The sequence below is a fragment of the Microbacterium lacticum genome, assembly GCF_006716815.1.
GTDB lineage: Bacteria > Actinomycetota > Actinomycetes > Actinomycetales > Microbacteriaceae > Microbacterium > Microbacterium lacticum.
This window is the reverse complement of record NZ_VFPS01000002.1, coordinates 152,442-174,400: the sequence shown is the minus strand read 5'-3', so window position 1 is coordinate 174,400 and position 21,959 is coordinate 152,442. Positions and strand designations below refer to the sequence as shown.

At 69.0% G+C, this 21,959-nt stretch carries 20 protein-coding genes, 1 tRNA gene and 3 pseudogenes; 20 read left to right on the top strand and 4 right to left on the bottom strand.

Annotation, left to right across the window (positions count from 1 at the left end):
• Positions 1-7 precede the first annotated feature (7 nt).
• From FHX68_RS06535 to FHX68_RS06485, 11 genes and pseudogenes are all read left to right on the top strand, one after another.
• Positions 8-1,206 (top strand): IS3 family transposase gene (locus FHX68_RS06535; RefSeq protein WP_425325853.1). Its coding sequence is split into 2 segments (ribosomal slippage): positions 8-277 and positions 280-1,206, totalling 1,197 coding nucleotides; the frame shifts between segments, so codons are not numbered across the junction.
• 188 nt (positions 1,207-1,394) lie between these two features.
• Positions 1,395-2,270, top strand: coding sequence for a hypothetical protein (locus FHX68_RS06530; protein ID WP_229661659.1), 876 nt, complete (start codon positions 1,395-1,397; stop codon positions 2,268-2,270).
• Positions 2,267-3,301 carry a ParB N-terminal domain-containing protein gene (locus FHX68_RS06525; protein WP_141381580.1) on the top strand — a complete coding sequence of 345 codons (1,035 nt, stop codon included), beginning with the start codon at positions 2,267-2,269 and terminating at the stop codon, positions 3,299-3,301. The genes FHX68_RS06530 and FHX68_RS06525 overlap by 4 nt, the downstream gene beginning before the upstream one ends.
• Positions 3,302-3,374: 73 nt before the next feature.
• Positions 3,375-4,043 carry a hypothetical protein gene (locus FHX68_RS06520; RefSeq protein ID WP_141381581.1) on the top strand — a complete coding sequence of 223 codons (669 nt, stop codon included), beginning with the start codon at positions 3,375-3,377 and terminating at the stop codon, positions 4,041-4,043.
• Between the two features lie 9 nt (positions 4,044-4,052).
• Positions 4,053-5,318 (top strand): annotated as a pseudogene (locus FHX68_RS06515) (M23 family metallopeptidase); the annotation flags it as partial.
• 94 nt (positions 5,319-5,412) lie between these two features.
• Positions 5,413-6,387, top strand: a complete 975-nt coding sequence (locus tag FHX68_RS06510) for an IS481 family transposase (RefSeq protein ID WP_141920117.1) — start codon at positions 5,413-5,415, stop codon at positions 6,385-6,387.
• A pseudogene (locus FHX68_RS06505) lies at positions 6,383-6,778 on the top strand (VldE C-terminal domain-containing protein); the annotation flags it as partial. The gene FHX68_RS06510 and the pseudogene FHX68_RS06505, both read left to right, overlap by 5 nt.
• Positions 6,778-7,044 (top strand): DUF6112 family protein, encoded by a 267-nt coding sequence (locus tag FHX68_RS06500; protein WP_141381444.1) that lies wholly within the window; start codon positions 6,778-6,780, stop codon positions 7,042-7,044. The pseudogene FHX68_RS06505 and the gene FHX68_RS06500, both read left to right, overlap by 1 nt.
• Positions 7,045-7,181: 137 nt before the next feature.
• Positions 7,182-7,451 carry a DUF6112 family protein gene (locus FHX68_RS06495; RefSeq protein WP_094429400.1) on the top strand — a complete coding sequence of 90 codons (270 nt, stop codon included), beginning with the start codon at positions 7,182-7,184 and terminating at the stop codon, positions 7,449-7,451.
• A gap of 36 nt (positions 7,452-7,487) precedes the next feature.
• Complete coding sequence (locus tag FHX68_RS06490; protein ID WP_141381445.1) at positions 7,488-8,837, top strand: conjugal transfer protein TrbL; 1,350 nt, start codon at positions 7,488-7,490, stop codon at positions 8,835-8,837.
• Between the two features lie 3 nt (positions 8,838-8,840).
• On the top strand, positions 8,841-10,304 hold the full coding sequence (locus FHX68_RS06485) for an SCO6880 family protein (RefSeq protein ID WP_141381446.1): 1,464 nt from the start codon (positions 8,841-8,843) through the stop codon (positions 10,302-10,304).
• A gap of 3 nt (positions 10,305-10,307) precedes the next feature.
• Here FHX68_RS06485 and FHX68_RS06480 read toward each other — a convergent pair whose 3' ends face one another.
• A complete protein-coding gene (locus FHX68_RS06480; RefSeq protein ID WP_141381447.1) occupies positions 10,308-11,369 on the bottom strand; it encodes a hypothetical protein in 1,062 nt (353 codons plus the stop codon).
• A 102-nt stretch (positions 11,370-11,471) separates the two neighbouring features.
• On the opposite strand from FHX68_RS06480, the gene FHX68_RS06475 reads away from it, so the two are divergent.
• The 8 genes and pseudogenes from FHX68_RS06475 to FHX68_RS16325 form a co-directional block, all read left to right on the top strand.
• Complete coding sequence (locus FHX68_RS06475) at positions 11,472-12,242, top strand: hypothetical protein (protein WP_141381448.1); 771 nt, start codon at positions 11,472-11,474, stop codon at positions 12,240-12,242.
• The gene (locus FHX68_RS06470) at positions 12,239-13,726 is read left to right on the top strand and encodes an ATP-binding protein (protein ID WP_141381449.1); all 1,488 of its coding nucleotides are present in this window, start codon (positions 12,239-12,241) and stop codon (positions 13,724-13,726) included. The genes FHX68_RS06475 and FHX68_RS06470 overlap by 4 nt, the downstream gene beginning before the upstream one ends.
• Before the next feature lie 75 nt (positions 13,727-13,801).
• Positions 13,802-14,299, top strand: a complete 498-nt coding sequence (locus tag FHX68_RS06465; RefSeq protein ID WP_141381450.1) for a hypothetical protein — start codon at positions 13,802-13,804, stop codon at positions 14,297-14,299.
• Entirely contained in the window at positions 14,296-16,086 is a 1,791-nt protein-coding gene (locus tag FHX68_RS06460) for a type IV secretory system conjugative DNA transfer family protein (protein ID WP_211345064.1), read from the top strand. Before FHX68_RS06465 ends, FHX68_RS06460 begins: the two co-directional genes overlap by 4 nt.
• 87 nt (positions 16,087-16,173) lie before the next feature.
• On the top strand, positions 16,174-16,653 hold the full coding sequence (locus tag FHX68_RS06455; protein ID WP_141381591.1) for a single-stranded DNA-binding protein: 480 nt from the start codon (positions 16,174-16,176) through the stop codon (positions 16,651-16,653).
• 15 nt (positions 16,654-16,668) lie between these two features.
• Complete coding sequence (locus FHX68_RS06450; RefSeq protein WP_211345056.1) at positions 16,669-17,274, top strand: hypothetical protein; 606 nt, start codon at positions 16,669-16,671, stop codon at positions 17,272-17,274.
• A 9-nt stretch (positions 17,275-17,283) separates the two neighbouring features.
• Positions 17,284-17,481, top strand: coding sequence for a hypothetical protein (locus FHX68_RS06445; protein WP_211345062.1), 198 nt, complete (start codon positions 17,284-17,286; stop codon positions 17,479-17,481).
• A 166-nt stretch (positions 17,482-17,647) separates the two neighbouring features.
• A pseudogene (locus FHX68_RS16325) lies at positions 17,648-18,517 on the top strand (recombinase family protein); the annotation flags it as partial.
• 354 nt (positions 18,518-18,871) lie between these two features.
• Here FHX68_RS16325 and FHX68_RS06435 read toward each other — a convergent pair.
• The 3 genes from FHX68_RS06435 to FHX68_RS06425 all read right to left on the bottom strand — a co-directional run bounded on the left by FHX68_RS06435 (position 18,872) and on the right by FHX68_RS06425 (position 20,155).
• The gene (locus FHX68_RS06435) at positions 18,872-19,198 is read right to left on the bottom strand and encodes a hypothetical protein (protein WP_141920015.1); all 327 of its coding nucleotides are present in this window, start codon (positions 19,196-19,198) and stop codon (positions 18,872-18,874) included.
• A gap of 118 nt (positions 19,199-19,316) precedes the next feature.
• Positions 19,317-19,389: transfer RNA gene (locus tag FHX68_RS06430), tRNA-Lys, on the bottom strand.
• 103 nt (positions 19,390-19,492) lie between these two features.
• Positions 19,493-20,155 carry a fasciclin domain-containing protein gene (locus FHX68_RS06425; protein ID WP_141380508.1) on the bottom strand — a complete coding sequence of 221 codons (663 nt, stop codon included), beginning with the start codon at positions 20,153-20,155 and terminating at the stop codon, positions 19,493-19,495.
• A gap of 181 nt (positions 20,156-20,336) precedes the next feature.
• Here FHX68_RS06425 and FHX68_RS06420 point away from each other — a divergent pair, with 181 nt between their 5' ends.
• The gene (locus FHX68_RS06420; RefSeq protein WP_141380507.1) at positions 20,337-21,914 is read left to right on the top strand and encodes a cytochrome c biogenesis protein CcdA; all 1,578 of its coding nucleotides are present in this window, start codon (positions 20,337-20,339) and stop codon (positions 21,912-21,914) included.
• Positions 21,915-21,959: the final 45 nt, after the last annotated feature.

Below are 21,959 nucleotides of genomic sequence, written 5' to 3'. Positions count from 1 at the left end.
TGAAGTCATGCCGGTGAAGTTTTCGGAGGAGTTCAAGCGCGACGCGGTCGCTCTGGTGCTCACGCAGGGAATGTCGCAGAAGCAGGTCTGCGCGGATATGGGGATCTCGAAGTCGGCGTTGCAGGCGTGGGTGCGTAACGTCGAGCTGGCCGGCCGCGGGATCGCGCCGGCGGCGTCGAGCGATCGGGACGGGCAGCGTGAGCAGGCGAAGATGCTCAAGCGGATCCGCGAGTTGGAGATGGAGAACGAGATCCTCCGGAAGGCCGCGGCGTATCTTTCGCAAGCGAACCTTCGGATCGGTGCTGCGTCCCCAAAATAGTGTTCCCGCTCGTCCGTGAACTGGCTGCGGCCGGCGCCCCCGTGAGGGTGTCGGTCGCGGTGGCGTGCAGGGTCCTCGGCTTCTCCAAGCAGGCGTACTACCAGTGGCTGGCCAATCCGGTCAGCGATCGCGACTGGGACGAGGCGCATCTGATCAACGCTGCCCGGGACGTGTGGGATGAGGACCGTTGTCAGGGGTACCGGCTCATCTCCGACGAACTCGTCGACGACGGCTGGCAGGTGTCTGAGCGTCGCGTGTGGCGGGTGTGCTCGCAGGAGGGCATGTTCTCGGCCGCGCACCGCCGCAAGGGCTCTCGGAAGCATCGCCGGCCGGGTCCTGCCGTGCACGACGACCATGTCAGACGTGACTTCACCGCCGACCGGCCCAACGAGTTGTGGCTCACCGACATCACCGAACACCGAACCGGTGAGGGCAAGGTGTACTTGTGCGCGGTCAAGGACGTGTTCAGCAACCGGATCGTGGGCTACTCGATCAGCGACCGGATGAAGGCCCGACTGGCCGTTGACGCGCTCACCGACGCATTCCACCGGCGCGGTAAGCCAGCCGGGGTGACGGTGCATTCCGATAGAGGCAGTCAATTTCGAAGCCGTAGATTCCGGCGTGCCCTTCGACACTTCGGGCTGCGCGGATCGATGGGCAGAGTCGGCGCGTGCGCGGACAACGCGGCCATGGAGAACTGGTTCAGTCTGCTGCAGAAGAACGTCCTCAACCAGCAGCAGTGGACCACCCGTGACGAGCTTCGCCTCGCGATCGTGTACTGGATCGAGGCACGCTACCACCGATGCCGCCGTCAACGAAGACTCGGGAAGTTGACGCCCATCGAGTTCGAGACCATCATGAAACACCCCGCCTGCCTGGCGGGATAAGGAAACGAGTCAACCAAAGGCTCAGCATTCCCGAAGAACCCGCGGTCGAGGCGCGAAGCCTGGGCCGGGAATGAGACGGGGTGATCGGTCATGCACACGATCCGAGGTGCTTTCCCTGACCGTCTGCCCTGTCGTGGGAGGCGCGGTGCATCTGTCTGTCAGGAGGTGCCGTGATGATTCTGCACACGATGACCGCCGATCCTGGCGGCGAGGACTACACGACCGGTGAAGGGCTCCGCGCTCTGCTGGGCCGGCTGCACGAGGACGGGCCAGGAGCATGGCGCACCGACCCCACCGCTGCACGGCTCATGACCTACGCGGCCGACAAGTACGCGGCCCTGGCGCGCAAGCATGGGCTTGATCCGTGGGAGGCCGCGTCTGCGGCGTTCGATGTGATGCGCACCCGCTCAGCGCGGGAGGCGGAGGACCCGTGGGCGGTAGTCACGCACGCGGTGCGGATCACCTGCATCGCCGAAGAACGCGGCCAAGGCCTGCTCTGTTCGACGCATCAGGCCCGCCGCCCGCACTACTCCGTCTTCCACGACGCCGAACGCCTCTCCGACCGCGAGAACCCCCTCGATGACTACCACCCCGCGTTCCACGTCACCGACCCCGACCCCGACGAGGACACCGATCCCGGCGAGACCAATCCTGATGAGGGGCGGCGGTCGGCGGAGCCGGCCGGGGTGGTGACGTCGGCGTCGGGTGCGGTGGAGGATGCGATCGCGTTCGTCACCGTGCTGGGGTGGCCGCCGCAGACCGCCCGCGCCGCGGTCGAGCACGTCTGCCAGGCGCTCGCTCGGGCGGGGTCCAGGCAATCAGCGTTCGAGGTGCTGCGCCGCGACCAGCACTCCCGCGCCCTGCTCGACCTCCCCGGCCCCTCGTGGACCGCGCTGCTGCGGGTCCTGCTCGGAAACCCCGCCCCGGGCCTGTGCGCGACGAGCGCGGGTCGGGGCATCCTGCTGCGCCTGCTGATCGGTGAGACGTTGCCGGTGCTGCTGCACGACGACGACCTCGTGCTCACTGTCTCACTGGCCGCTCCGAAACATGGTGGTGGGCGATGAGCGGCGGGCATATCGAGCTGGAGCGGGCGGTGTCCTCGATCATCATCGGCACCCGGCACCGCACCGACCTGGGCGACATCGACGCCCTGGCGGCGTCCATCGACCGCGACGGGCTGCTCCAGCCCCCGACGATCACCCCGGAAGGCGTGCTCGTCTGCGGCAGGCGCAGGCTCGCCGCGATCCAGAAGCTGAACTGGCGGGTCGTGAACGTCTGGGTGCGGCAAGGGATCTCGAACCGGCTCGGGCATCTGCTCGCGGAGCAGGACGACAACCTGCTGCACAAAGACCTCACCCCGCTGGAAGCCGCCGGCCTCTACCGCGAACTCAAAGCCCTCCTCGCCGAGGACGCGGCACGCCGCCAGGCCGAGTCGCGGTTCACCAGCGACCGCCAACCCGAGAACGAGGGCGAGAGCGAGAGCGACGGTGGCGGAAATTTTCCGGCACCGTCCCCGTCGCCTGCGGGTGAGGCGCGGCAGCAGGCGGCGGCGATGATCCCCGGCGCCGCGTCGTACCGGACGTTGGACAAGATCGAGTACGTCCAGCAGGCCGCCGCCCGCGATGATCTCCCCGACGACACCCGCACGAAGGTCGCGGACGGGCTCGCACGGATCGAGGCGGGCGCACCGGTGCATCCGATCTTCGAAGAGGTCCGGAGCCTGGTCGGTGATCCGGGGGTGTCGCGGGATGCGCAGTTGGACGAGCTGGCGAAAGCGGCGATCGCCCGCGCCAAGGCCAAGCCGCAGCGCCGCAAGGCCGGACCGGCTCCGGTGGCGGGGCCGGTGGTGTGGACCACCCGGTCGTTCCTGGTGATCTGGGGCGAACTCACCGATTGGTGGACGCACTACGACCCCGCCCAGCTCGCACGGGATCTCACCGATGAGCAGATCGAGATGTTCCTGACGATCGCCGCCGGCACGACCGCGTTCGCTGCCGCTCTCTCCACGGTGCGGAGCACCGAGCCCAGCGATGCTGCTGATCCCGCCGAAGATGCGGATGGGGAAGGTGAGGTGCGGCACCTGCGCGCCCTCTGACCTCTCTGGTTGTTCGCCGCCCCGGACCCTTCATGGGTGTCGGGGCGGATGTGTGTCTGGTGCACCTGGTGGCATGAACCCGACAGATGCTTCTCGTTCCCGTCGCCGCCTGGTCGGGATCGTCACGGCCGCCGCCCTCGTGCTGGTCCTCGTCGGCGTCGGCGTCTATGGCCTGGTCACCGGCCCTCGCACTCCCGACCCGCCGCCCGCAACCCCGTCGGCTTCCGCTCCGGTCACTCCCGGCGGCGACCCGCGCGAGCTGGCCCCGATTCCGGAGACGGATGATCCGGAGGAGTTCGCCCGCTCCGTCGCCGAAGCCCTGTTCGCGTGGGATACCGCGTCCGGCCTGATGCCGTTGGACTACACGAGCGTGCTGCTGGAGGTCGCGGACCCGACCGGGATCGAGCAGGCCGGCCTCGCCTCCGATATCGCCGGATACGTCCCGACGCGCGACTCCTGGACCGAACTCCGCAAATACGGCACGACCCAGCGCCTGGAGATCACGAACGTGTTCGTGCCGGAGGCGTGGGCGGACGCCGTGGAGCAGGCGCAGCCGGGGCAACTGCAGCCGGGCACGACCGCGTACACGATCGAGGGCATCCGCCACCGCGCCGGGATCTGGAACGACGAACCCACGACGAGCGCGCATCAGGTGGCGTTCACGATCTTCCTGACCTGCCCGCCCGACGGCGACCCCTGCCACCTGCTGCGGCTGTCGATCCTCGACCAGCCCCTCCGCTAACGGGAGGCCATGATGCGGAAGGTCATCGCGGCACTCGCCGCCCTCGTCCTGCTGGCCCCGCTCGTCGGGCTGGTGTCGGTCGGGTTGCTCATGAACCCGGCCACCGTCTCCTGTGCCGCCCCCGCCGGCGGATTCCAGGTCGGCGAGGTTCCGGAGGAGTTGACGGCGACGACGCGGAACGGGGAGACGATCACGCTCGGCCGTGCCGAGCTCACCCATGCGGCGACGATCATCGAGACCGGATCGGGCATCGAGGGGGTGGGGCGCGACGGCATCCTGATCGCGCTGATGGCCGCGCTGACCGAGTCGCGGATGCGGATGCTCGCCAACACGAGCGCCTACCCGGAGAGTGGCGACTATCCCAACGAAGGCAACGGGTCGGACAACGACAGCCTGGGCCTGTTCCAGATGCGCCCGCAGGCGGGGTGGGGCACGGTCGCCGAGCTCATGGACCCCGACTACCAAGCCGCCGCGTTCTACGGCGGTCCCGGTGGGCCGAACGAGGGCTCGCCGCGGGGGCTGCTGGATATTCCGGGGTGGGAGCAGATGGGCAAGGGCGAAGCCGCCCAGGCCGTGGAAGTGAGCGCGTATCCGGAGCGGTACGACAACTACGAACCCGTCGCCGAACAGATCCTCACCACCCTCACCAGCACCGGCGCGGGCGGCCCGGTGACTGCCGACCCGGTACCGGTGCTCGCCGCGGGGCCGGTGGTCGAGTCGTCGCGGGTGGTGTTCCCGCTGCCCGAGGGCACCTGGGTGGCCACCAGCCCGTTCGGACCGCGCACGCACCCGATCACCGGCGAGGAAGAGTCCTTCCACACGGGCGCGGATTTCTCTGCCCCGGACGGGACGCCGATCCTGGCCGCCGCCGACGGCACGGTGACGGTGTCGGAGTTCTCCGGCGGGTACGGCGGCCTCGTCGTCATCGAACACCAGATCGACGGAGGCAAGGTTGCGACCGCGTATGCGCACTCGTGGGAGGACGGCATCCACGTCCAGGCCGGCGACCAGGTGCGGGCCGGGCAGCACATCGCCGATGTCGGCTCCAGCGGGATGTCGACGGGGCCGCATCTGCATTTCGAGGTCCGTCAGGGCGGCACCGACGGCGAGTACATCGACCCCGCGAAGTGGCTCAACGACCATGACGCCGCCGACCTCCCCGAGGCCGACGTGCCGCCGGCCGGGTCCGAAGACTGTGACACCGGAGCTGGGGCGTCGGGTGATCCGGTGCCGGTGGAGGGCGACCCGGATGAGCTGGTGGATGACCCGACTAGCTGTACTGACCCAGATCGTTGTTGACGTAGGAGAGACCTCCGGGGTCGAGTTGGAGCTGTCTAAGTTCTTCAGCTCAAACGCACGGAGGTCTCTCTTGTCTCACGCTAATGCCCGGCTGACTCCGGCCGGCCGGTTGATCATGGTTCAGCGCATCCAGTCGGGGCGTGCGGTCGCGCATGTTGCCGCGGAAATGGGGATCTCCCGCACGACCGCGTGGCGGTGGTGGCGCAGGTTCCGGGAGTGCGGCCCGGCGGGCCTGATCGATCGTTCCAGCGTCGCCCGCTCCCACCCTCGCCAGACCAAAGCGTGCGTGGAGGCGAGGGTGCGGATCATGCGGCACCTCACTCGGCGTGGGCCGGTGTTCATCGCTGACAAGCTCGGCTTGCAGGCCTCAACGGTCGGTAGGGTGTTGCGCCGCCACCACGTGCCGTTGCTGCGGGAGCTGGACCCGGTCACGGGGTCCGTGATCCGCGCGACCCGCCGATCCGCGCAGCGTTACGAGCATGATCATCCCGGGTCCCTGATCCACGTTGATGTGAAGAAACTCGGCCGTATCCCCGACGGCGGCGGATGGCGTCTGCATGGCCGCGGGCAACGTCCTGCGCGCAAGCGGGGCCTGGGTTACGACTACGTGCACACCGTCATCGACGACCATTCCCGAGTTGCTTACGCGGAGATCCACGACGACGAGAAAGGCACCACCGCGGCGGGCGTCCTCGACCGCGCGATCGCGTTCTACGCGCGCCTCGGCGTCACAGTCGAACGCGTCATCAGCGACAACGCGTTCGCTTACCGCCACTCGGCCGCGTTCAAGGCAGTGGTCGACGCGCACGGCATCCGACAGCGGTTCATCAAACCGCACTGCCCCTGGACCAACGGGAAAGTCGAACGCCTCAACCGCACCCTCGCCACCGAGTGGGCCTACGCCCGCCCCTGGAGCTCGAACGACGACCGAAAAGCAGGGTTGACGACCTGGCTCGACTACTACAACCTAGACAGGCACCACCTCGGCATCGGAGGCAAAACCCCCATCGACCGAATCAACAACGGTCGAGGTCAGTACAACTAGCGACGGGCAGATCACGGTGCGGATGCTCAGCGTCTACGAACAGACGCTGGCCGGGTTCCCGGAGTCGACGTGGGCGTGCTATTCGCCGCGCCCCGGTCAGAAGTCCGAGCACCCGCTCGGACGGGCCTGCGATGTGGCGTTCGGGAATGCGATCGGCCAGCACCCCACCTCGGCACAGCTCGAGTACGGGTGGCAGGTCACCGACTGGCTCCAAGAGCACGCCGATTCGCTCGGCGTCGAGTATCTGATCTGGCAGGGCAAGATCTGGTCCCTGGCCCGCGCCGACGAGGGTTGGCGCGACTACTCCGGCGGCGGGATGCACGACCCCGGCGATGTCACCGGCGGCCACTACGATCACCTCCACATCACCGTGAAAGCGGGTGAGGCGTGATGAACGTGTTCCCGGATTTCGACGGTCTCTCCGGCATCAGTGAGCTGCGTGAGGTCGCCGGTGCGCTGCTCATGTTCGTGCTCGTGGTGGCGGTGCTGATGCTGATCGTGTCCGCGATCTGCTGGGCCATCGGGGCGGCGAACGGCAACTACCAGGTCGCGACGAAAGGCCGCATCGGCGTGTTCGTCGCCCTCGGCGGCGCGATCCTCGCCGGCGCCGGGGTCGCCTGGCTGAACTGGCTGATCACCATCGGCGGACAACTCTAACGACCCGCTCCGCTTCGTTCTCTGGGCTCGTCTCCGGGTGCTTCGGCACCCCGGCGCGGGCCTCCTTTTGTGCCCGATGGGGGCGGGGTGCACCTGGCGGTCGGAACTGTCTTCCGTCTTCTGAAAGGGCACTCATCGTGATTGACATCGACCCCAACTCCTCCGGGCTTCCGGGCATCGAGCAGCTGCGCACGATCGTCGGCGCCGTGATGACCGTCGGCCTCATCCTGTCCGTCCTCGCCCTGATCATCTCCGCGATCATCTGGGCCTACGGCTCCAACAGCAGCAACCCGCACCTCGCGGGGAAGGGGAAGACCGGCCTGCTGATCTCCTGCGGCGCGGCGATCATCTGCGGCGGATCGGTCGCGCTCATCAACTTCTTCTGGGGCGTCGGGCAGCAGGTCTGACCCCATCCCTTCTGCGTGTGAAAGGAGGGGTCTGCCGTGAGCGTGTGCGACATCCCCGTCATCTCCAACGTGTGCGATGCGGTCGGCGAGGGCACCGCGTCCCTGATCGCTGCTCCGTTCGACTGGCTCGCCTCCTCGATGGCCGGGGCGGCGGCCTGGCTGATGGAGACCATGTGGACCGTCTTCGACACCACGACGCTGGTCGATCTCACCCAGCCGGGGTTCGTGTCGGTCTACAACTTGCTGTTCGGGATCGCCTTGTTCATCGTGGCGATCTTCTTCTTCCTCCAGCTCATCACCGGGATGATCCACCGCGACCCGACCGCCCTGTCCCGCGCCGCGCTCGGGGCGGGAAAGTCGATCCTTGGATCGTTCGTGGTCATCACGCTGACGACGGTGCTGCTGGAGATCGTCGACCAGCTCTGCATCGGCCTCATCCAAGCCGCCGGCGAGACTACCGAGTCGATGGGCAACCAACTCCTCCTCCTCAGCCAGGCGCTGGCCGGGCTGAACATCGCGGCCCCAGGGGTCGGTGCGATCGTGTCGATCTTCCTCGCCGGTCTCATGATCGCCGCCATCGGGATCGTCTGGTTCAGTCTGCTAATCCGGAAGGCCTTGATCCTCGTCACCGTCGTTCTCGCCCCGCTCGCCCTCTCCGGTGCGTCCTGGGATCTCACGAAGGGATGGATCGGGAAATGGGCGACGTTCCTGATCGCGCTGATCGTCTCCAAGCTCGTCCTGGTCGTCGTGTTTCTGGTGGCGATCACGCAGGTCGCGACACCGATCGACTCGGGCCTGACCGCGGTGACCGAACCCATCGCCGGCATCGTGCTGCTCGGGATTGCGGCGTTTGCGCCGTACATGGTCTACCGGCTGATCAGCTTCATCGGCTTCGACCTCTACAACTCGATGGGGGCCGAGCAGGACGCGAAGAGCGCGATGAACCGGCCCCTCCCGATCCCGTCCAAGCCGAACACCGACGGCACCCAGAAGATCCTCGACGGCGCTGGCGGAGACGGCGACTCCGGCGGCGGTGGCGGTGGCGGTGGTGGTGGGACGCCGCCGCTCACGCCACCGCCCGCGGGGACCGAGGCCGCCGGCGCGGAGGCGGGAACGGAGGCCGCAGCCGGGGCGGGTCCCGCCGCCCCGGTCGTGGCCGGCGCGGTCGTCGTCAAAGAAGCCGCAGAAGCCGGTCCCGCGGCCGGGGACGAGGTCGGGCAGCAGGCCGATGCTGCCGCCAGCGGAGCGCAGAACGCCGGCAACACCACTCCCGGTGACAGCAACCCCAGCGACAGCGCGGGTGGGGCGCCGCCTCCTCCGTCCCCGCCGGTGCCGAACACCCCGCCCGATCCGAACCCGGCCCCGCCGGCCGGAGGGAAGGAGTAGCTCATGTCTCGCGCCGACACCACCACGGGGGCTGAGTTGGTCCCGGTGAAGTTCTCCCGGCTCACCCGCCGCGGCCTCATCCTGGGCCTGTCCCTGTCGCAGGTGATCGCCCTCGGCATCGGCGGCGTCTCTCTGGTCGGGGCGCTTTACGCCGGCGGCGGCATCCTCGTCCTTTACTCTGCACCGATCTGGCTGCTTGCCATCACCCTCGTCTGGGTCCGGGTCGGCGGGCGGGCACTGATCGAATGGCTGCCCGTTTGCACGTGGTGGCTGTGGCGCACCACCGGCGGGCAATTGCTGTACCGGCGACGGATCGTCACTCCCAGGCCGGCGGGCACCCTCGCTCTGCCGGGCGACATGGCCCGGCTCCGCGAGTACGCCGACCCGGAGACCGGGGCGGGGATGATCCACGACCCGACCGGAAACACGCTCACGGTCGCGGTTCGGGTGACGCATCCGGCGTTCGTGCTCCTGGACCCGTCCGAACAGAACCGCCGCGTCACCGCCTGGGGCCGGGTGCTCGCTACGATCTGCCGCTCCGGACGGATCAGCGCGCTCCAGGTGTTGGAGCGTACCCTGCCGGATTCCGGGCAGGGGCTGGCGGAGTGGTGGGCCGAGCACGGCAGCCACGACGGCTCCTGGGCCTCGACCACCTACGCCGAGCTCATCGACCGGGCCGGCCCCGCCGGGGAACGCCACGCCACCACGCTCAGTCTGAGCCTGGATATGCGGGCGGCGGCCCGGCAGATCCGCACCGCCGGCGGCGGCCTGAAAGGCGCAGCGAACGTGCTGCGGCAGGAGATGGCAACCCTCGTCGCGGCGCTGCGGGCCGTGGACCTCACCCCGTCGGGGTGGCTGTCGACGGGTGAGATCGCGGTGATGTTGCGCACGGCCTACGACCCCGCGATCGGCCCCACCCTGGAGCGCCACGGCCAGCTCGGGCAGGATCTCGCGACCGCCGGCCCGGTCGCGGTGACGGAGACGTGGGATCGGCTGCGCACCGACTCCGGCCACCACGCCGTCCTCTGGATCTCGGAGTGGCCGCGGTCCATGGTGTATCCGGGGTTCCTCGCCCCGGTGGCGCTGTCGACGGGGATTCAGCGTTCGATCTCGCTGATCTGCACCCCGCTGCGCACCGATCAGGCCGTGCGCGACATCCGCAAGAAGAAGGTCGAGCACATCTCCGACCAGGCGCAGCGGCGGCGGATCGGGCAGATCCAGGACGCCTCTCAGACCGCCGAGTACGAGGACGTGCTCCGTCAGGAAGCCGACCTCACCGCCGGCCACGGGGTGCTCCGCTACACCGGCCTGATCGCGGTCACCGCGCCGACGGTCGAGGAGCTGGATACGGCGGTCGCCGCGATCGAGCAGGCCGCGATCCAGGCTTCCTGCGAAACCCGGCTGCTGGTCGGTCAGCAGGCCGTCGCGTTCACCGCCGCCGCCCTGCCGCTCGCCCGTCGTATCTGACGGTCAGGCGGCGGGCTTGACGAGGATCGCGGTGGCGGGGTCGACGTCCGCGGCAGAAGCGAGGGTTGGCAGTTCAGCGCCGTCGAGTCCGGCCATCTCCAGTGCGACTTGTCCGGCCAGGTGGGCTGAGCGGACCGATTGTCCGTTCGCGATCGAGGCATAGAACTGGGCTGCGTAGTTGATCGCGTCGCCGTCGGCGATGCTGTCGGCCATGCCGATCGCGAACGGCACCACGTCCTGAACGAGCTTGTCGATCTGACCAGCCGACTTGCAGGCGTTGAGAAGCACCAGCAGCGGAGGCTCGTCGGTCGCCGCGATCGCCCGTGCAAAGGCGCGGGCGGGGACCGCGTGACCGTGGTGGGGGTCGTCGTTCTCATATTCGAAAACGATCAGGTCTTCGTTGCTGTGGCCGGAGAAGTGCACGACGTGCGGGCGGAACTTCGTGATGCCATCCAGCAGATCACTGGCAGTCGCAGCGGGACGCACATCGAGCTCGATCAGATCCCGGTGCAAGGCGGACTCGACTGCAGAGCGGATGCGCTTCTGCTCCCGCCCGACGCGCAGGTCGCCCTCTGATGATGCTCCCAGCAGCAGGACGCGGAGCTTCTCCGGCTTGGGCGCCCGCAGTTCCCGGAGCGCTTCGCCGACACTGTGCTCGGTGCGGCTGAATCGAGCCTCGGTCTCGGCCCGTTCGGCAGCCGCACGCCGCTCAGCGGCGGCCTGCTCTCGTTTGCGCTTCTGCTCGGCCGCGGCGGCTTCCGAGCGTTCGGCCTTCGCCAACTTGACCTGGATGTCAGCTTCCTGCTTCGCGTATCCGGATGCCTTGGTCTGCCATCTGTTCGCCTCACTCCCAGCGGTGGCGGCTTCCTTGTCGCGCTGGCTGGCTCGGCTCAGCTTCGTCTTCGCCGTCGTGGCGCTGCTGGTCTTCGCGGCCTCTTGACGAGCTTTGTCGGCTTCGGCGCGCTTCCTAGACTCCTTGTTCCGATATTCGCCGGCCTTCTTCTCCGCGTCCACGCGCTGCTTCCGCTTGCGTTCCAGCTCGCCCCGGTACTGCTGTGATCCCAACTCGGTTCCTCTCCATCTGCCTGCGACAACGGTAACCGGCACCACCGACATCGAGAGTTCGCGAGCACCTGGTCTTCGCCACGACGATCACGGAGGTCCACCATGCCCACGTTCAACGACCCTGCCGCCGATGCCCGCGAAGCCTCTGAGGCGGTCCGTGGGCTCGCTCACGCCACCCAGAGCATCGAGAATCCCGAGGTGCTGTATCCGGTGATCGGCGAGCTCATGGCGACGACCAGGAACCTGTCGCAGGTGCTCGACCAGCTCGCCCGCGCCCACCAGCAGCACACCGGACGAGCGATGACCGATTCCGGCGACCGGGAGGCGGGCAGCCAGCTCACGTTCGAGGCCGCCGCCGCACTCCACGAGGCGGCGGCGCACATCGGGCAGGCCGACACGGTGCTCGACCGGGCGTCGAGCCGGGCCGGGCAGATCGCCTGGCGTCCTGAGGACCCGCGGTACCGGTGGGTGAGCGTCGTGTTCCTGCAAGGAGGTGAGGCGGAGCCGGTGATGGAGATCATCGGCCGGCAGGGTCCGGATGCCGCGATCGCATACCTCGCCGCCTTCGACTACGGCGAGGAGACGGTGAGCGCTGCGATGGAGAACGGGTACGTCTACGAGACCGCCCCGCAGACCCCGGCGGACCGGCTCGTCAAGGACGGCGATTACGCCCTCACCTACAGCCCCAGTCTGAACTATGTGGGCTTGTCCCGCCGCATCGACGCCCCCGAGCGCGAGACGCCGACCGCCGAATCAGCTCCTGGCAGCCGGGGTGTGGGGCGGCATCGCGAGCCGGAGCGTGCGGATGGGGCGTCGTGGTTTCTGCCGGATGCGATCGCGGAGGTCGCTGAGTCGCGGGGGCTGTCGCTGTGACCCGGCAGCCGGAGGATGGGCGCCTGCATACCGCCGTCCTTGTCGCCCCGTCGGAAGAACGCCGGCGCCTGCGCACGCAGCGCCGCAAAGCTGCCGCCCGGCTCCTCGCCGAACAGCGCCACCGCGAGCAAGCTGAGGCGAAAGCGAAGAAGACGGCGGAGCGGGCGGAGCGGAAGGCGACCCGGTATGTGCCTGCCGCCGGCGAACCCGGGCCCGCCGCGCTCCGGTCGCCGGGCGGGTTCCGGTTGCCGCGGCATCAGGACACCTCCGCCACGTTGGCGGGTGCGTATCCGTTCCTCGCCGAAGGCGGCCTCGGATCCCAGGGTGTGTTCGTCGGCCAGGACCTCTACTCGGGCGGCTCCTTCGTGTACGACCCGTGGGTGCTGTACGCGAACGGGATCATCACGGCACCGAATGTGGTGGTGGCTGGGATCGTTGGCAGCGGGAAGTCGTCGCTTGCGAAATCGCTGTACACCCGCTCGTTGGGGTTCGGGCGACGCGTCTACATCCCTGGCGACCCGAAAGGGGAGCACACGGCCGTGGCGGAGGCGGTCGGGGGTCGGGCGATCAAGCTGGGCCACGGCCTCGCAACTCGGTTGAATCCGCTCGATGAGGGGTATCGGCCGGCCGGGATGAGCGATCAGCAGTGGACCGCGACGGTCACGTCCCGACGCCGAGACCTCATCGGTGCGCTGACGGAGACGGTGCTGGCGCGGCCGATGTCGCCGTTGGAGCACACCTCGATCGACACGGCGCTGGCGGTGACGATGCGGGAGAACTCGGTGCCGATCCTGCCGATGGTCGTCGACCACCTCCTCGACCCCACCGACGACCCCGACGGCCGTCTCCGGGAAGACGGGCGCATGGTCGGGCATGCGCTGCGTCGTCTGGTGCACGGCGATCTCGCCGGGCTCTTCGACGGCCCCTCGACGGAGGTGTTCGATCCGTCGTTGCCGATGATCTCCCTCGACCTGTCCCAGGTCACCGAGAACTCCACCCTGATCTCGGCGCTGATGACGTGCTCGTCGGCGTGGATGGAAGCGGCGCTGCTCGACCCGGCGGGCGGGCAGCGATGGTGCGTGTATGACGAAGCGTGGAGGGTCATGTCCCAGCCCGCGCTGCTGAAACGGATGGATGCGCACTGGCGGCTCGCGCGTGCATACGGGATCGCGAACATGATGATCTTCCACAAGATCAGCGACCTCGACAACGTGGGCGATCAGGGATCGGCCATGCGCGGCCTCGCCAACTCGCTCCTCGCCAATGCGGAGACGCGGGTGATCTACCGGCAGGAATCCGATCAGCTCGGCCCCACCTCCGCCGCCCTCGGGCTCACAGGTACCGAGCAGGGCCTGCTGCCGACGCTCGGGGTCGGGCAGGGGCTGTGGAAGATCAAGGGCTCCTCTTACGTGGTCCAACACCAGCTCCATCCCGCCGAACATCGCCTCTTCGACACCAGCTCACGCGCAGCGGCACGCACATAAGCCGAGGGTGGGTGGGTGCACCTCGCGGGCATGAGACACGCCCCTGCTTCTGCCGTTGTTCCTTCGTCTGTTCCGGTGTCGGTGCCGCATCTCGTGCTCGACGTGCACGACGACGGCACGCTCACCGCCACCCTCGACACCCGCCCCGTCGACCCGCCCGAGGGGGTGGGCGCGTGGCGGCGGGCCATGTTCGCGCAGATCATCGACCACGCCACGAACGACCGGACCATCGCCGTCAGAGTGACCGTGCACGAGTCGGACGGCACGACCTTCACTGACATCGTTCCCGCCGCCAAACGCCCCGCCCCGGACTCCGAGCCCGAGGAGAAACCAGAGCCGCGGCGGGCGGTGAAGCGTCAGCGGGCGGCTGATCCGATCTCCGTGGACGGCGGCGACGGGTTCATCGCCGGCGAGGACGTCGCCGTCGCCCTCATCACCGCCCACACCGACGCGACCCCGGACGGCCGCGCACGCGCCCTGCTCGACCCGGCGATCGTCGCGGCGGCGCAGGCGTACGAGGTGGTGCTGGTCGGGCGGGTCTCCGGCACGATCGCGGTGCGGAGTCTGCAGTGATCGGGCCGCAGGGCCGTACCGGCGGCAGCGGGCAGATGGGTGACGAGCTCACCAACCTGATCCTCATCGCCGTCGGAGGCCTCCTCGGCGTCGCATTCATCCTCCGGCTGGCGGGCAGCGTGGCCGCGTTCCTCACCGGCACCCCGCAACCCACCGCCGGAGCCGCTGGCGGTGTCTCGGTGTTCTTCAACCCGGCCGATCCCGGCGGGCAGCTCGGCGCCAACGGCCTCAACCCGTTCGCCTATTGGATCGTCGCCACCCTCATGCTCGGCGCCCTCGTCACGGCCGGGTTCTGGGCGTGGGCGCAGCTGCGGCGCACGATGCGGCAGGCCGCGCAGGACCCGCACCGACAGGAGGGCACCGCCACCCGCCACGAGATCGCAGGGGCCGCCTCCACCAAAGCGCTGATGCGCCGCGCCAGCACCCTGCGCCCCACGCTCGAAAACCCCGTACCGGGTGATGTCGGTTACCGGCTCGGCAGCGCGCACCGGCACGAGGTCTGGGCATCCGTGGAGGACTCGATCCTCCTCGTCGGCGCCCCGAGAAGCGGCAAGGGCCTGTTCCTCGTGATCCCGGCGATCCTCGACGCCCCCGGCGCGGTGGTCACAACCAGCACGCGTCCCGATAACGTCACCGCCTGCCTGCGCGCGAGGAAGCGCATCGGCCCGGTGGCGGTGTTCGATCCACAGCACCTCGCCGAAGGCCTGCCCGCCGGACTGCGCTGGTCGCCGATCCGGGGGTGTGAATCGCCGCAGACCGCGATGATCCGCGCCGCCGGCCTGGCGTCGGCCACCGGCCTGTCCTCGGGTGGCGTCGAAGGTGGCGACTTCTGGGAAGGGAAAACCCGTGCCGTGCTCCAAGCGCTGCTGCACGCCGCCGCCCTCGACCGGCGTACCCCGACTGAGCTGTTCCGGTGGACGCTCGACCCCACGAGCGCGGCGGATGCGGTCGCGATCCTCACCAACCATCCCGATGCGGCGACCGGGTGGGCGGACTCGCTCGCGTCGATGATCGACGCCGACCCCCGCACCCGCGACTCCATCTGGCAAGGCGTCTCCCTCTCACTCGCAGCCCTCGCAGACCCCCGGGTGCTCGACGCCGTCTCCCCGGGAGAGGGCGAGGAGTTCGATCCGGAAGCGTTCATCCGACAGCGGGGCACCCTGTTCCTCCTCGCCACCGGCGCCGGAGCGGGGAACAGCGCCGCACTCGTTGCGGCGCTGGTGGAGGATCTGGTCGAGACCGCCCGCCGCCTCGCCGCCCGCTCCGCCGGCGCCCGCCTCGACCCACCGATGCTCCTCGCCCTGGACGAGATCGGGAACCTCGCACCCCTGCCGAGCCTGCCGACGTTGATGGCCGAGGGCGGCGGCACCGGGATCACGACGCTCGCCGTGCTGCAGTCGCTCGCGCAGGCGCGGGACAAGTGGAACGAGCACCAGGCCGGGGCGGTCTGGGACGCCTCGATCGTGAAGATCCTCCTCGGCGGCGCCTCCAACAGCCGCGACCTGCAAGACCTCTCCACGCTGATCGGGGAACGCGACGAACTGACCGACTCGACCACGGTCGGCGACTACGGCTCCCGCTCCAACCAGCGCTCCGTCCGCCGGGTCGCGATCCTCCCACCAGACCGGATCAGGACCCTCCCGTTCGGCACCGCCGTCACCCTGCTCCGCTCCGCGCCGCCGATCATCACCGACCTGCGCGCCTGGCCCAACCGCCCCGACGGTGCCCAGCTCAAAGCCGACCGGGCCGAGGTCGAACGCCTCCTCCACGACGCCCACTGGGACTGATCCAGCGGGCGGGAGGGCGAGTGCACCTGCCTGCCGCAGCGGCCCCGACGAGTGGTGGCCGCCTGAGCAGACCGTCAGGAGCACACGATGAACGAGCAGCCACGCGACCCGGACCCGGAACTGGATACAGCCTTCTACGGGTTCGTCGCTTCCGACCCGCAGCCGTCAGGCAGCGAGGGCAAGAAACGTCTGTACTTCAAGGCCGGGCAAGAGCACCACGACTTCGCAGCCGACGGGTCCCGGATCAAGCTCCCCACGACCTTCCACGATGTGGTGGCGTTCCGAGGCGCTGCCGAGAGCGGCGAAGTGAAGCTCGCCAAGGGCGACTGGTTCCTCGCGATCGGCCGCACCCAGACAAGCACGAACCCCAACACCGGCGTCGAATCGACGGAGTTCATCGCAAGCCGGTTCGGACACGACCTCGCCCGCATGAACACCGAGGTCGGCACCCCGCGTCGCCGCTCCCAGATGGAGTCCCCGGACCGTCAACGACCGGCGCGTGAGGTCGCGTTCGAGCCGCCCGTGCAGGACCAGCCCGAGCACGAGCAGCCCGCACGGGCCATGTGAGAGGGGCGAAGCATGATGAACGACGACGCCACGCTCCCGCCCGACGACATGGGTTCCGAACCCGAGGAATGGGAGGAGGAGGACTTCGGTCGGCTCGACCCTGACGATGACATTCCGGGGCCGCCGCGGCCGGTGAACTGGAACCTGCTGCTCTCCCACGACCTGGAACAGGAATGGCTCGCCCTCAACCGCTGGGTCGAATGGCTCCGCCACACCTACGCGCTGCCCGCGTCGGTGATCCCGCCGTACTGGCACCGGCATTCCGAACTGCAATGGGAGCTCAGCGCGCTGCACCTGCACTGGCTCGGTGCCTACGACCCGGAACAGAACGCGTCCGCCGCGATCGGCTGGCACCGCGACTTCGCCGCCGCCCGCCAGCGCCTCCGCGACTGGGTGGCCGCCTCCGGGACCCGCCTGGACCGCGACCGGCCCTCCCGGCAGACCGCGTGGCCCGGCGAACCACCCGCCCCGCCGGTCGAGGACACCCCGATCACCGACCGACGCGCGGACTTCGTGGCGTTCGTGATCGAGCAGGTCGCCCGCCGCAAGGCCGCCGAAGACGCCGTCTTCGCCCGCCTCGATGACGCCACCCGCTCCGATGCCGGCGACGACGGCAGGTGAAGAGCGGTGGTGCGGAATTATCAACGCAAGACCCAGCGGCCCTCCGCAGACCGGAACCTGCGCGTCACCTTCACCCGGCGCGAGCAGATCGACGTGGAGAAGGTCGCCGAAGTCCTCATCCGCGTCGCCCTGCGAGAAGCCGGCACGGGAACGAAGGCCGGGCAGGCCGGCAACCGACTCCGGGCGCTGCTGAGCAGCGAGCGGTAGAATCCCTGGTACGTAGTACGTCCATCAGGGCGCTACCGGCTTACCCCTTTGTTGCCCGAACCCGTCGCGGTTCGGCAGGCCTCCCCATCTGTGTCGTGACAGCCCAACGGCGCCCGCACCCATCCCTACTGGGGAATGGGTGAGCGCCCGAAAGGCAGTCACGACCATGACGCTCCTCGACCTTCCTGCCGGCCTCGACCTCAGCGCCCTGCGTTCCCTCGCCGGCCCCGCGACCCAGGCCCTCGATGTCACCCTTCCCGATGGGAAGGTGCCGGCGATCTCCTACCTGCGGGTCTCCACCAAGGACCAGGCCACCCGCAACGGCCTCGAAGAGGGTCTGTCCATCCCTGCGCAGCGCGAGGCCGCGCAGCGCAAGGCCGAGCAGCTCGGTGCGGTCATCGTCAAAGAGTTCATCGAGCCCGGCGAGTCCGGCAAGACCGCTCGCCGCAAAGCCCTCCAGGAGATGCTGGACTACCTCGCTGAGCATCCCGTCAGGTACTGCATCATCAACAAGGTCGACCGGATCGCCCGGAACCGGCTCGATGACGCGATCATCCACGCCACGCTGCGCCAGGCCGGGGTCACCCTGGTCTCGGTGATGGAGAACATTGATGAGACGCCCTCCGGGATGCTCATGCACGGCATCATGGCCTCGATCGCGGAGTTCTACTCCCTGAACCTCGCCCAAGAGGTCACCAAGGGGCTCGTGCAGAAAGCGTCCATCGGCGGCACCCCGCACAAGGCACCCATCGGCTACCTCAACGTCCGCCTCACCGATGCGAACGGGCACGAAGTGCGCGACGTGCAACTCGATCCCGACCGGGCCGACCTGATCCGGTTCGCGTTCACCGCCTACGCCACCGGCGACTGGTCCGTCTCCAAGCTCGCCCGCGAGCTAGAGACCCGCGGCCTTGTCACCCGGCCCACACCGACGTTCCCCGCGAAGCCGGTCACGACCACGGGGCTGCACAAGATCCTCACGAACCCCTACTACCAGGGCATCGTCACGTTCCGCGAGGTCACCTACCCCGGCACCCATCAGCCACTCGTGACCCCGGAGACGTTCGAGCAGGTGCAGACGATCCTCCAGCAGAACCACGTCACCGGCGACAAGCCGCAGAAGTACGACCACTACCTCAAAGGCTCGATCTACTGCGGCTGCGGAAAGAAGCTCATGTTCGAACGGCCCCGCAACCACCAGGGCGTCGCCTACGACTACTTCACCTGCACCGGCCGCCGGTTCAAGCGCAACGACTGCCAGCGCACCGCCGCCCTCGTCCACCGCGTCGAGCAGAGCATCGAGACCCGCTACCAGCACGTCTCCGTCACCGAGGACGAGGCCGGACAGATCCAGGCCGTCCTCGGGCAGGTGTTCGACGCCCTCGCCGAGTCAACCAGCGATGAACGGACCCTCCTCGAAGGACAGAAGATCAAGCTCGAAGCCGAACAGGTCAAGGTCCTCCAAGCCCACTACGCCGACGCGATCCCCATCGACCTCCTCAAAACCGAACAGGACCGCATCCGCGCGAGCCTCCACGCCATCACCGGCCGGCTCGACACCCTCACATCGACCTACGACAACGCGAAGGTCGGGCTCGACGCGATCCTCGGTCTCCTCACCGACATCGGCGACGTGTACGCGAAGGCCGAACCCGCCGAACGGCGGATGCTCAACCGGGCACTGTTCGACCGCATCACCATCGATGACGACGACCAAGCCGCCCTCGAACCAGCCCAGACGATCGCGACGATCCTCGCCGCCATCCCCAGGCCACACAACGAAAGAACCTTGCCCCGCGATCAAGCGGGGCAAGGTTCGAACGTTCAACTTTACGTGGGCCCCGTGGGGCTCGAACCCACGACCCGCGGATTAAAAGTCCGATGCTCTACCGACTGAGCTAGAGGCCCTGATGCCTCCAGCGTACCGGGCCGCGACGGGGCGGACGGACGAGCACGGCCGCCGGCGCTCCCCGCGCCGGCGGCCGCTCGCTCGAAGCCGGATCGACCGCGATCAGTCGGTCGGCATGAGCGCCGTGTCGATCAGGTACACGGTCGCATTGGCGGTCTGCACGCCGCCGCAGATCACCTTGGCGTTGTTGACCATCCAGTCATCGCCCGAGCCGGTCACGTCGACCTCGCCGCCCTCGACGGTCTTGTGCATGCCGGCGATGTCCGACGGCTCGATCTGGCCCGGCACCACGTGGTAGGTGAGCACCTTCGTCAACAGCGCGCTGTCGGTCTTCAGAGTGTCGATCGTCGCCGAGTCGACCTTCGCGAACGCGTCGTCCACCGGCGCGAACACCGTGAACTCCCCGCCGTTGAGGGTGTCGACCAGGTTCACATCGGGGTTCAGCTGCCCGCTGACGGCGGCGGTCAGCGTGGTGAGCATGGGGTTGTTGGATGCTGCGACAGCCACCGGGTCCTGCGACATGCCCTGGATCGACCCGGCGCCCGAGGGCACCGCGTCGGCATAGGCGGCGCAGCCCGGACCGACGGGGTTCGACGCGGCGTCGTTCGTCATCGCGTCGGGCGTGGCCGACGGGGTCTGCTCCTCCATCGCCGCCGGCGACGACTCGGCCGGGGTCGACGAGCCCATCGAACACGCCGACAGGGCGAAGGCTCCGGCGATGGTCAGAGTCAGAGCTGCGGTGATCTTCTTCTTGGTGCTGAGCATGATGCCCTCCGTTGATCGAGGTTCATCGCGGTCGATCGGAGTGATCGGAGACCGCGGGAGCGCGGGCTCGAGGGTGGTTCGGAGTGATGCACGCATCGGATTGGATGCCGCGACGGATCGGATGCCGGCCAATCCGAAACCCGCCCGGCGTCGAACCATCCCCGACAGAGACGGGGAGTCCATGGACCTCATCATCATCGGCCTGCTGGGCGGGCTGATCACCGGCATCTCGCCGTGCATCCTGCCGGTGCTGCCGGTGCTGCCGGTCATCTTCCTCACCGGCGGCGCCCAGTCGGCGCGGTACGAAGCCGAGCCCGGGGCATCCCGCACCATTCCGGCGCGCCGCAGCCGGCCGTACCTCAGGATCGCCGGTCTCATCACGAGCTTCACGGTCGTCACCCTCGCCGGATCCCTCCTGCTCGGGCTGCTCCACCTGCCCCAGGACGTCATCCGCTGGGTGGGGATCGCCGTGCTCGTGCTCATCGGCAGCGGACTGATGGTGCCGCGGTTCGAGCAGCTGCTCGAGAAGCCGTTCCAGTGGATCCCGCGCCGCGAGGTCGCCAACGGGGGGAGCGGCTTCGGCGTCGGGCTCGCGCTCGGCGCGGTGTTCGTGCCGTGCGCGGGCCCGGTCCTCGCCGCGATCATCGTCGCCGGTGCGACGGGGCGGATCGGCCTCGACACCGTGCTGCTGACGGCATCGTTCGCGGTCGGCGTCGCCGTGCCGCTCCTCGCCTTCGCCCTCGCCGGGCGCGGCGTGGTCGAGCGCATCCGCGCGTTCCGCACCCGCGAGCGGGGCCTGCGCATCGCGGCCGGCGTCGCGATGCTCGCCCTCGCCGTCGGACTCGTGTTCAACGTGCCGCAGCAGCTGCAGCGGCTCGTGCCCGACTACACCGCCGCCCTGCAGCGCGACCTCACCGACAACGATCAGGCGGCGCAGGCGCTCGGGCTCGGCGGCCTCGTCACCGACGAGAACCGCGACCTCGACAACTGCACGAACGGCGCCGACGAGCTGCAGTCGTGCGGCACGGCGCCCGCGATCCGCGGCATCTCCTCCTGGCTCAACACGCCGGACGGTGCCGGCATCGACCTCGCGCAGCTGCGCGGCAAGGTCGTGCTGATCGACTTCTGGGCCTACTCGTGCATCAACTGCCAGCGCTCGATCCCGCATGTCGTCGCGTGGGACAAGGCCTACCGCGACGCCGGGCTGCAGGTCATCGGCATCCATTCCCCGGAGTACGCGTTCGAGAAGGATGCCTCGAACGTCGCCGCCGGCGCGCGGGACTTCGGCATCGAGGACCCCGACCCCGGTGTCGCACTCCCGGCCCCGACCGAGGTCGCCGACGACACCCCCGACGCCGGGTCGACGACCCGCGAGACGTTCCTCGGTTCGTCGAAGGACGTCAACTTCGCCGGCCCCGATCCCTACCGCGCGGGGCCCGGCACCTTCGCCTACCCCACGGATCAGGCCGCCGACACGTTCGCGCTGGACGGCGCGTGGACCGTCGAGACCCAGTTCGCGACCCCGACGGGGCCTGAACCCGCGGGCATCCGCCTCGACTATCACGCGGCCGAGGTGCGCATGGTGCTCGCCGGGGAAGGGAGCGTGCGCGTGCGCGCCGCCGACGGCACCGAGACGACCCTCGACGTGACGGGAACGCCCCGCTCGTACGAGATCGCGCGCACGGACTCCCTGCAGACCGGGGTCGTCACCGTCGACGTCGACCCGGGCGTCGAGGTCTACTCGTTCACCTTCGGGTGAGCAAGGGGGTCGGCGCCGATACGGCGAGAACGGGCGGGATGAGGC

Excerpts from the sequence above, each read along its gene's own strand:
- FHX68_RS06455 (WP_141381591.1), top strand. The coding sequence starts at position 16,174 with ATGAACGAGCAGCCACGCGACCCGGACCCGGAACTGGATACAGCCTTC.
- FHX68_RS06425 (WP_141380508.1), bottom strand. The coding sequence starts at position 20,155 with ATGCTCAGCACCAAGAAGAAGATCACCGCAGCTCTGACTCTGACCATC.
- FHX68_RS06475 (WP_141381448.1), top strand. The coding sequence starts at position 11,472 with ATGCCCACGTTCAACGACCCTGCCGCCGATGCCCGCGAAGCCTCTGAG.
- FHX68_RS06530 (WP_229661659.1), top strand. The coding sequence starts at position 1,395 with ATGACCGCCGATCCTGGCGGCGAGGACTACACGACCGGTGAAGGGCTC.
- FHX68_RS06485 (WP_141381446.1), top strand. The coding sequence starts at position 8,841 with ATGTCTCGCGCCGACACCACCACGGGGGCTGAGTTGGTCCCGGTGAAG.
- FHX68_RS06525 (WP_141381580.1), top strand. The coding sequence starts at position 2,267 with ATGAGCGGCGGGCATATCGAGCTGGAGCGGGCGGTGTCCTCGATCATC.
- FHX68_RS06520 (WP_141381581.1), top strand. The coding sequence starts at position 3,375 with ATGAACCCGACAGATGCTTCTCGTTCCCGTCGCCGCCTGGTCGGGATC.
- FHX68_RS06500 (WP_141381444.1), top strand. The coding sequence starts at position 6,778 with ATGAACGTGTTCCCGGATTTCGACGGTCTCTCCGGCATCAGTGAGCTG.
- FHX68_RS06450 (WP_211345056.1), top strand. The coding sequence starts at position 16,669 with ATGAACGACGACGCCACGCTCCCGCCCGACGACATGGGTTCCGAACCC.
- FHX68_RS06420 (WP_141380507.1), top strand. The coding sequence starts at position 20,337 with ATGGACCTCATCATCATCGGCCTGCTGGGCGGGCTGATCACCGGCATC.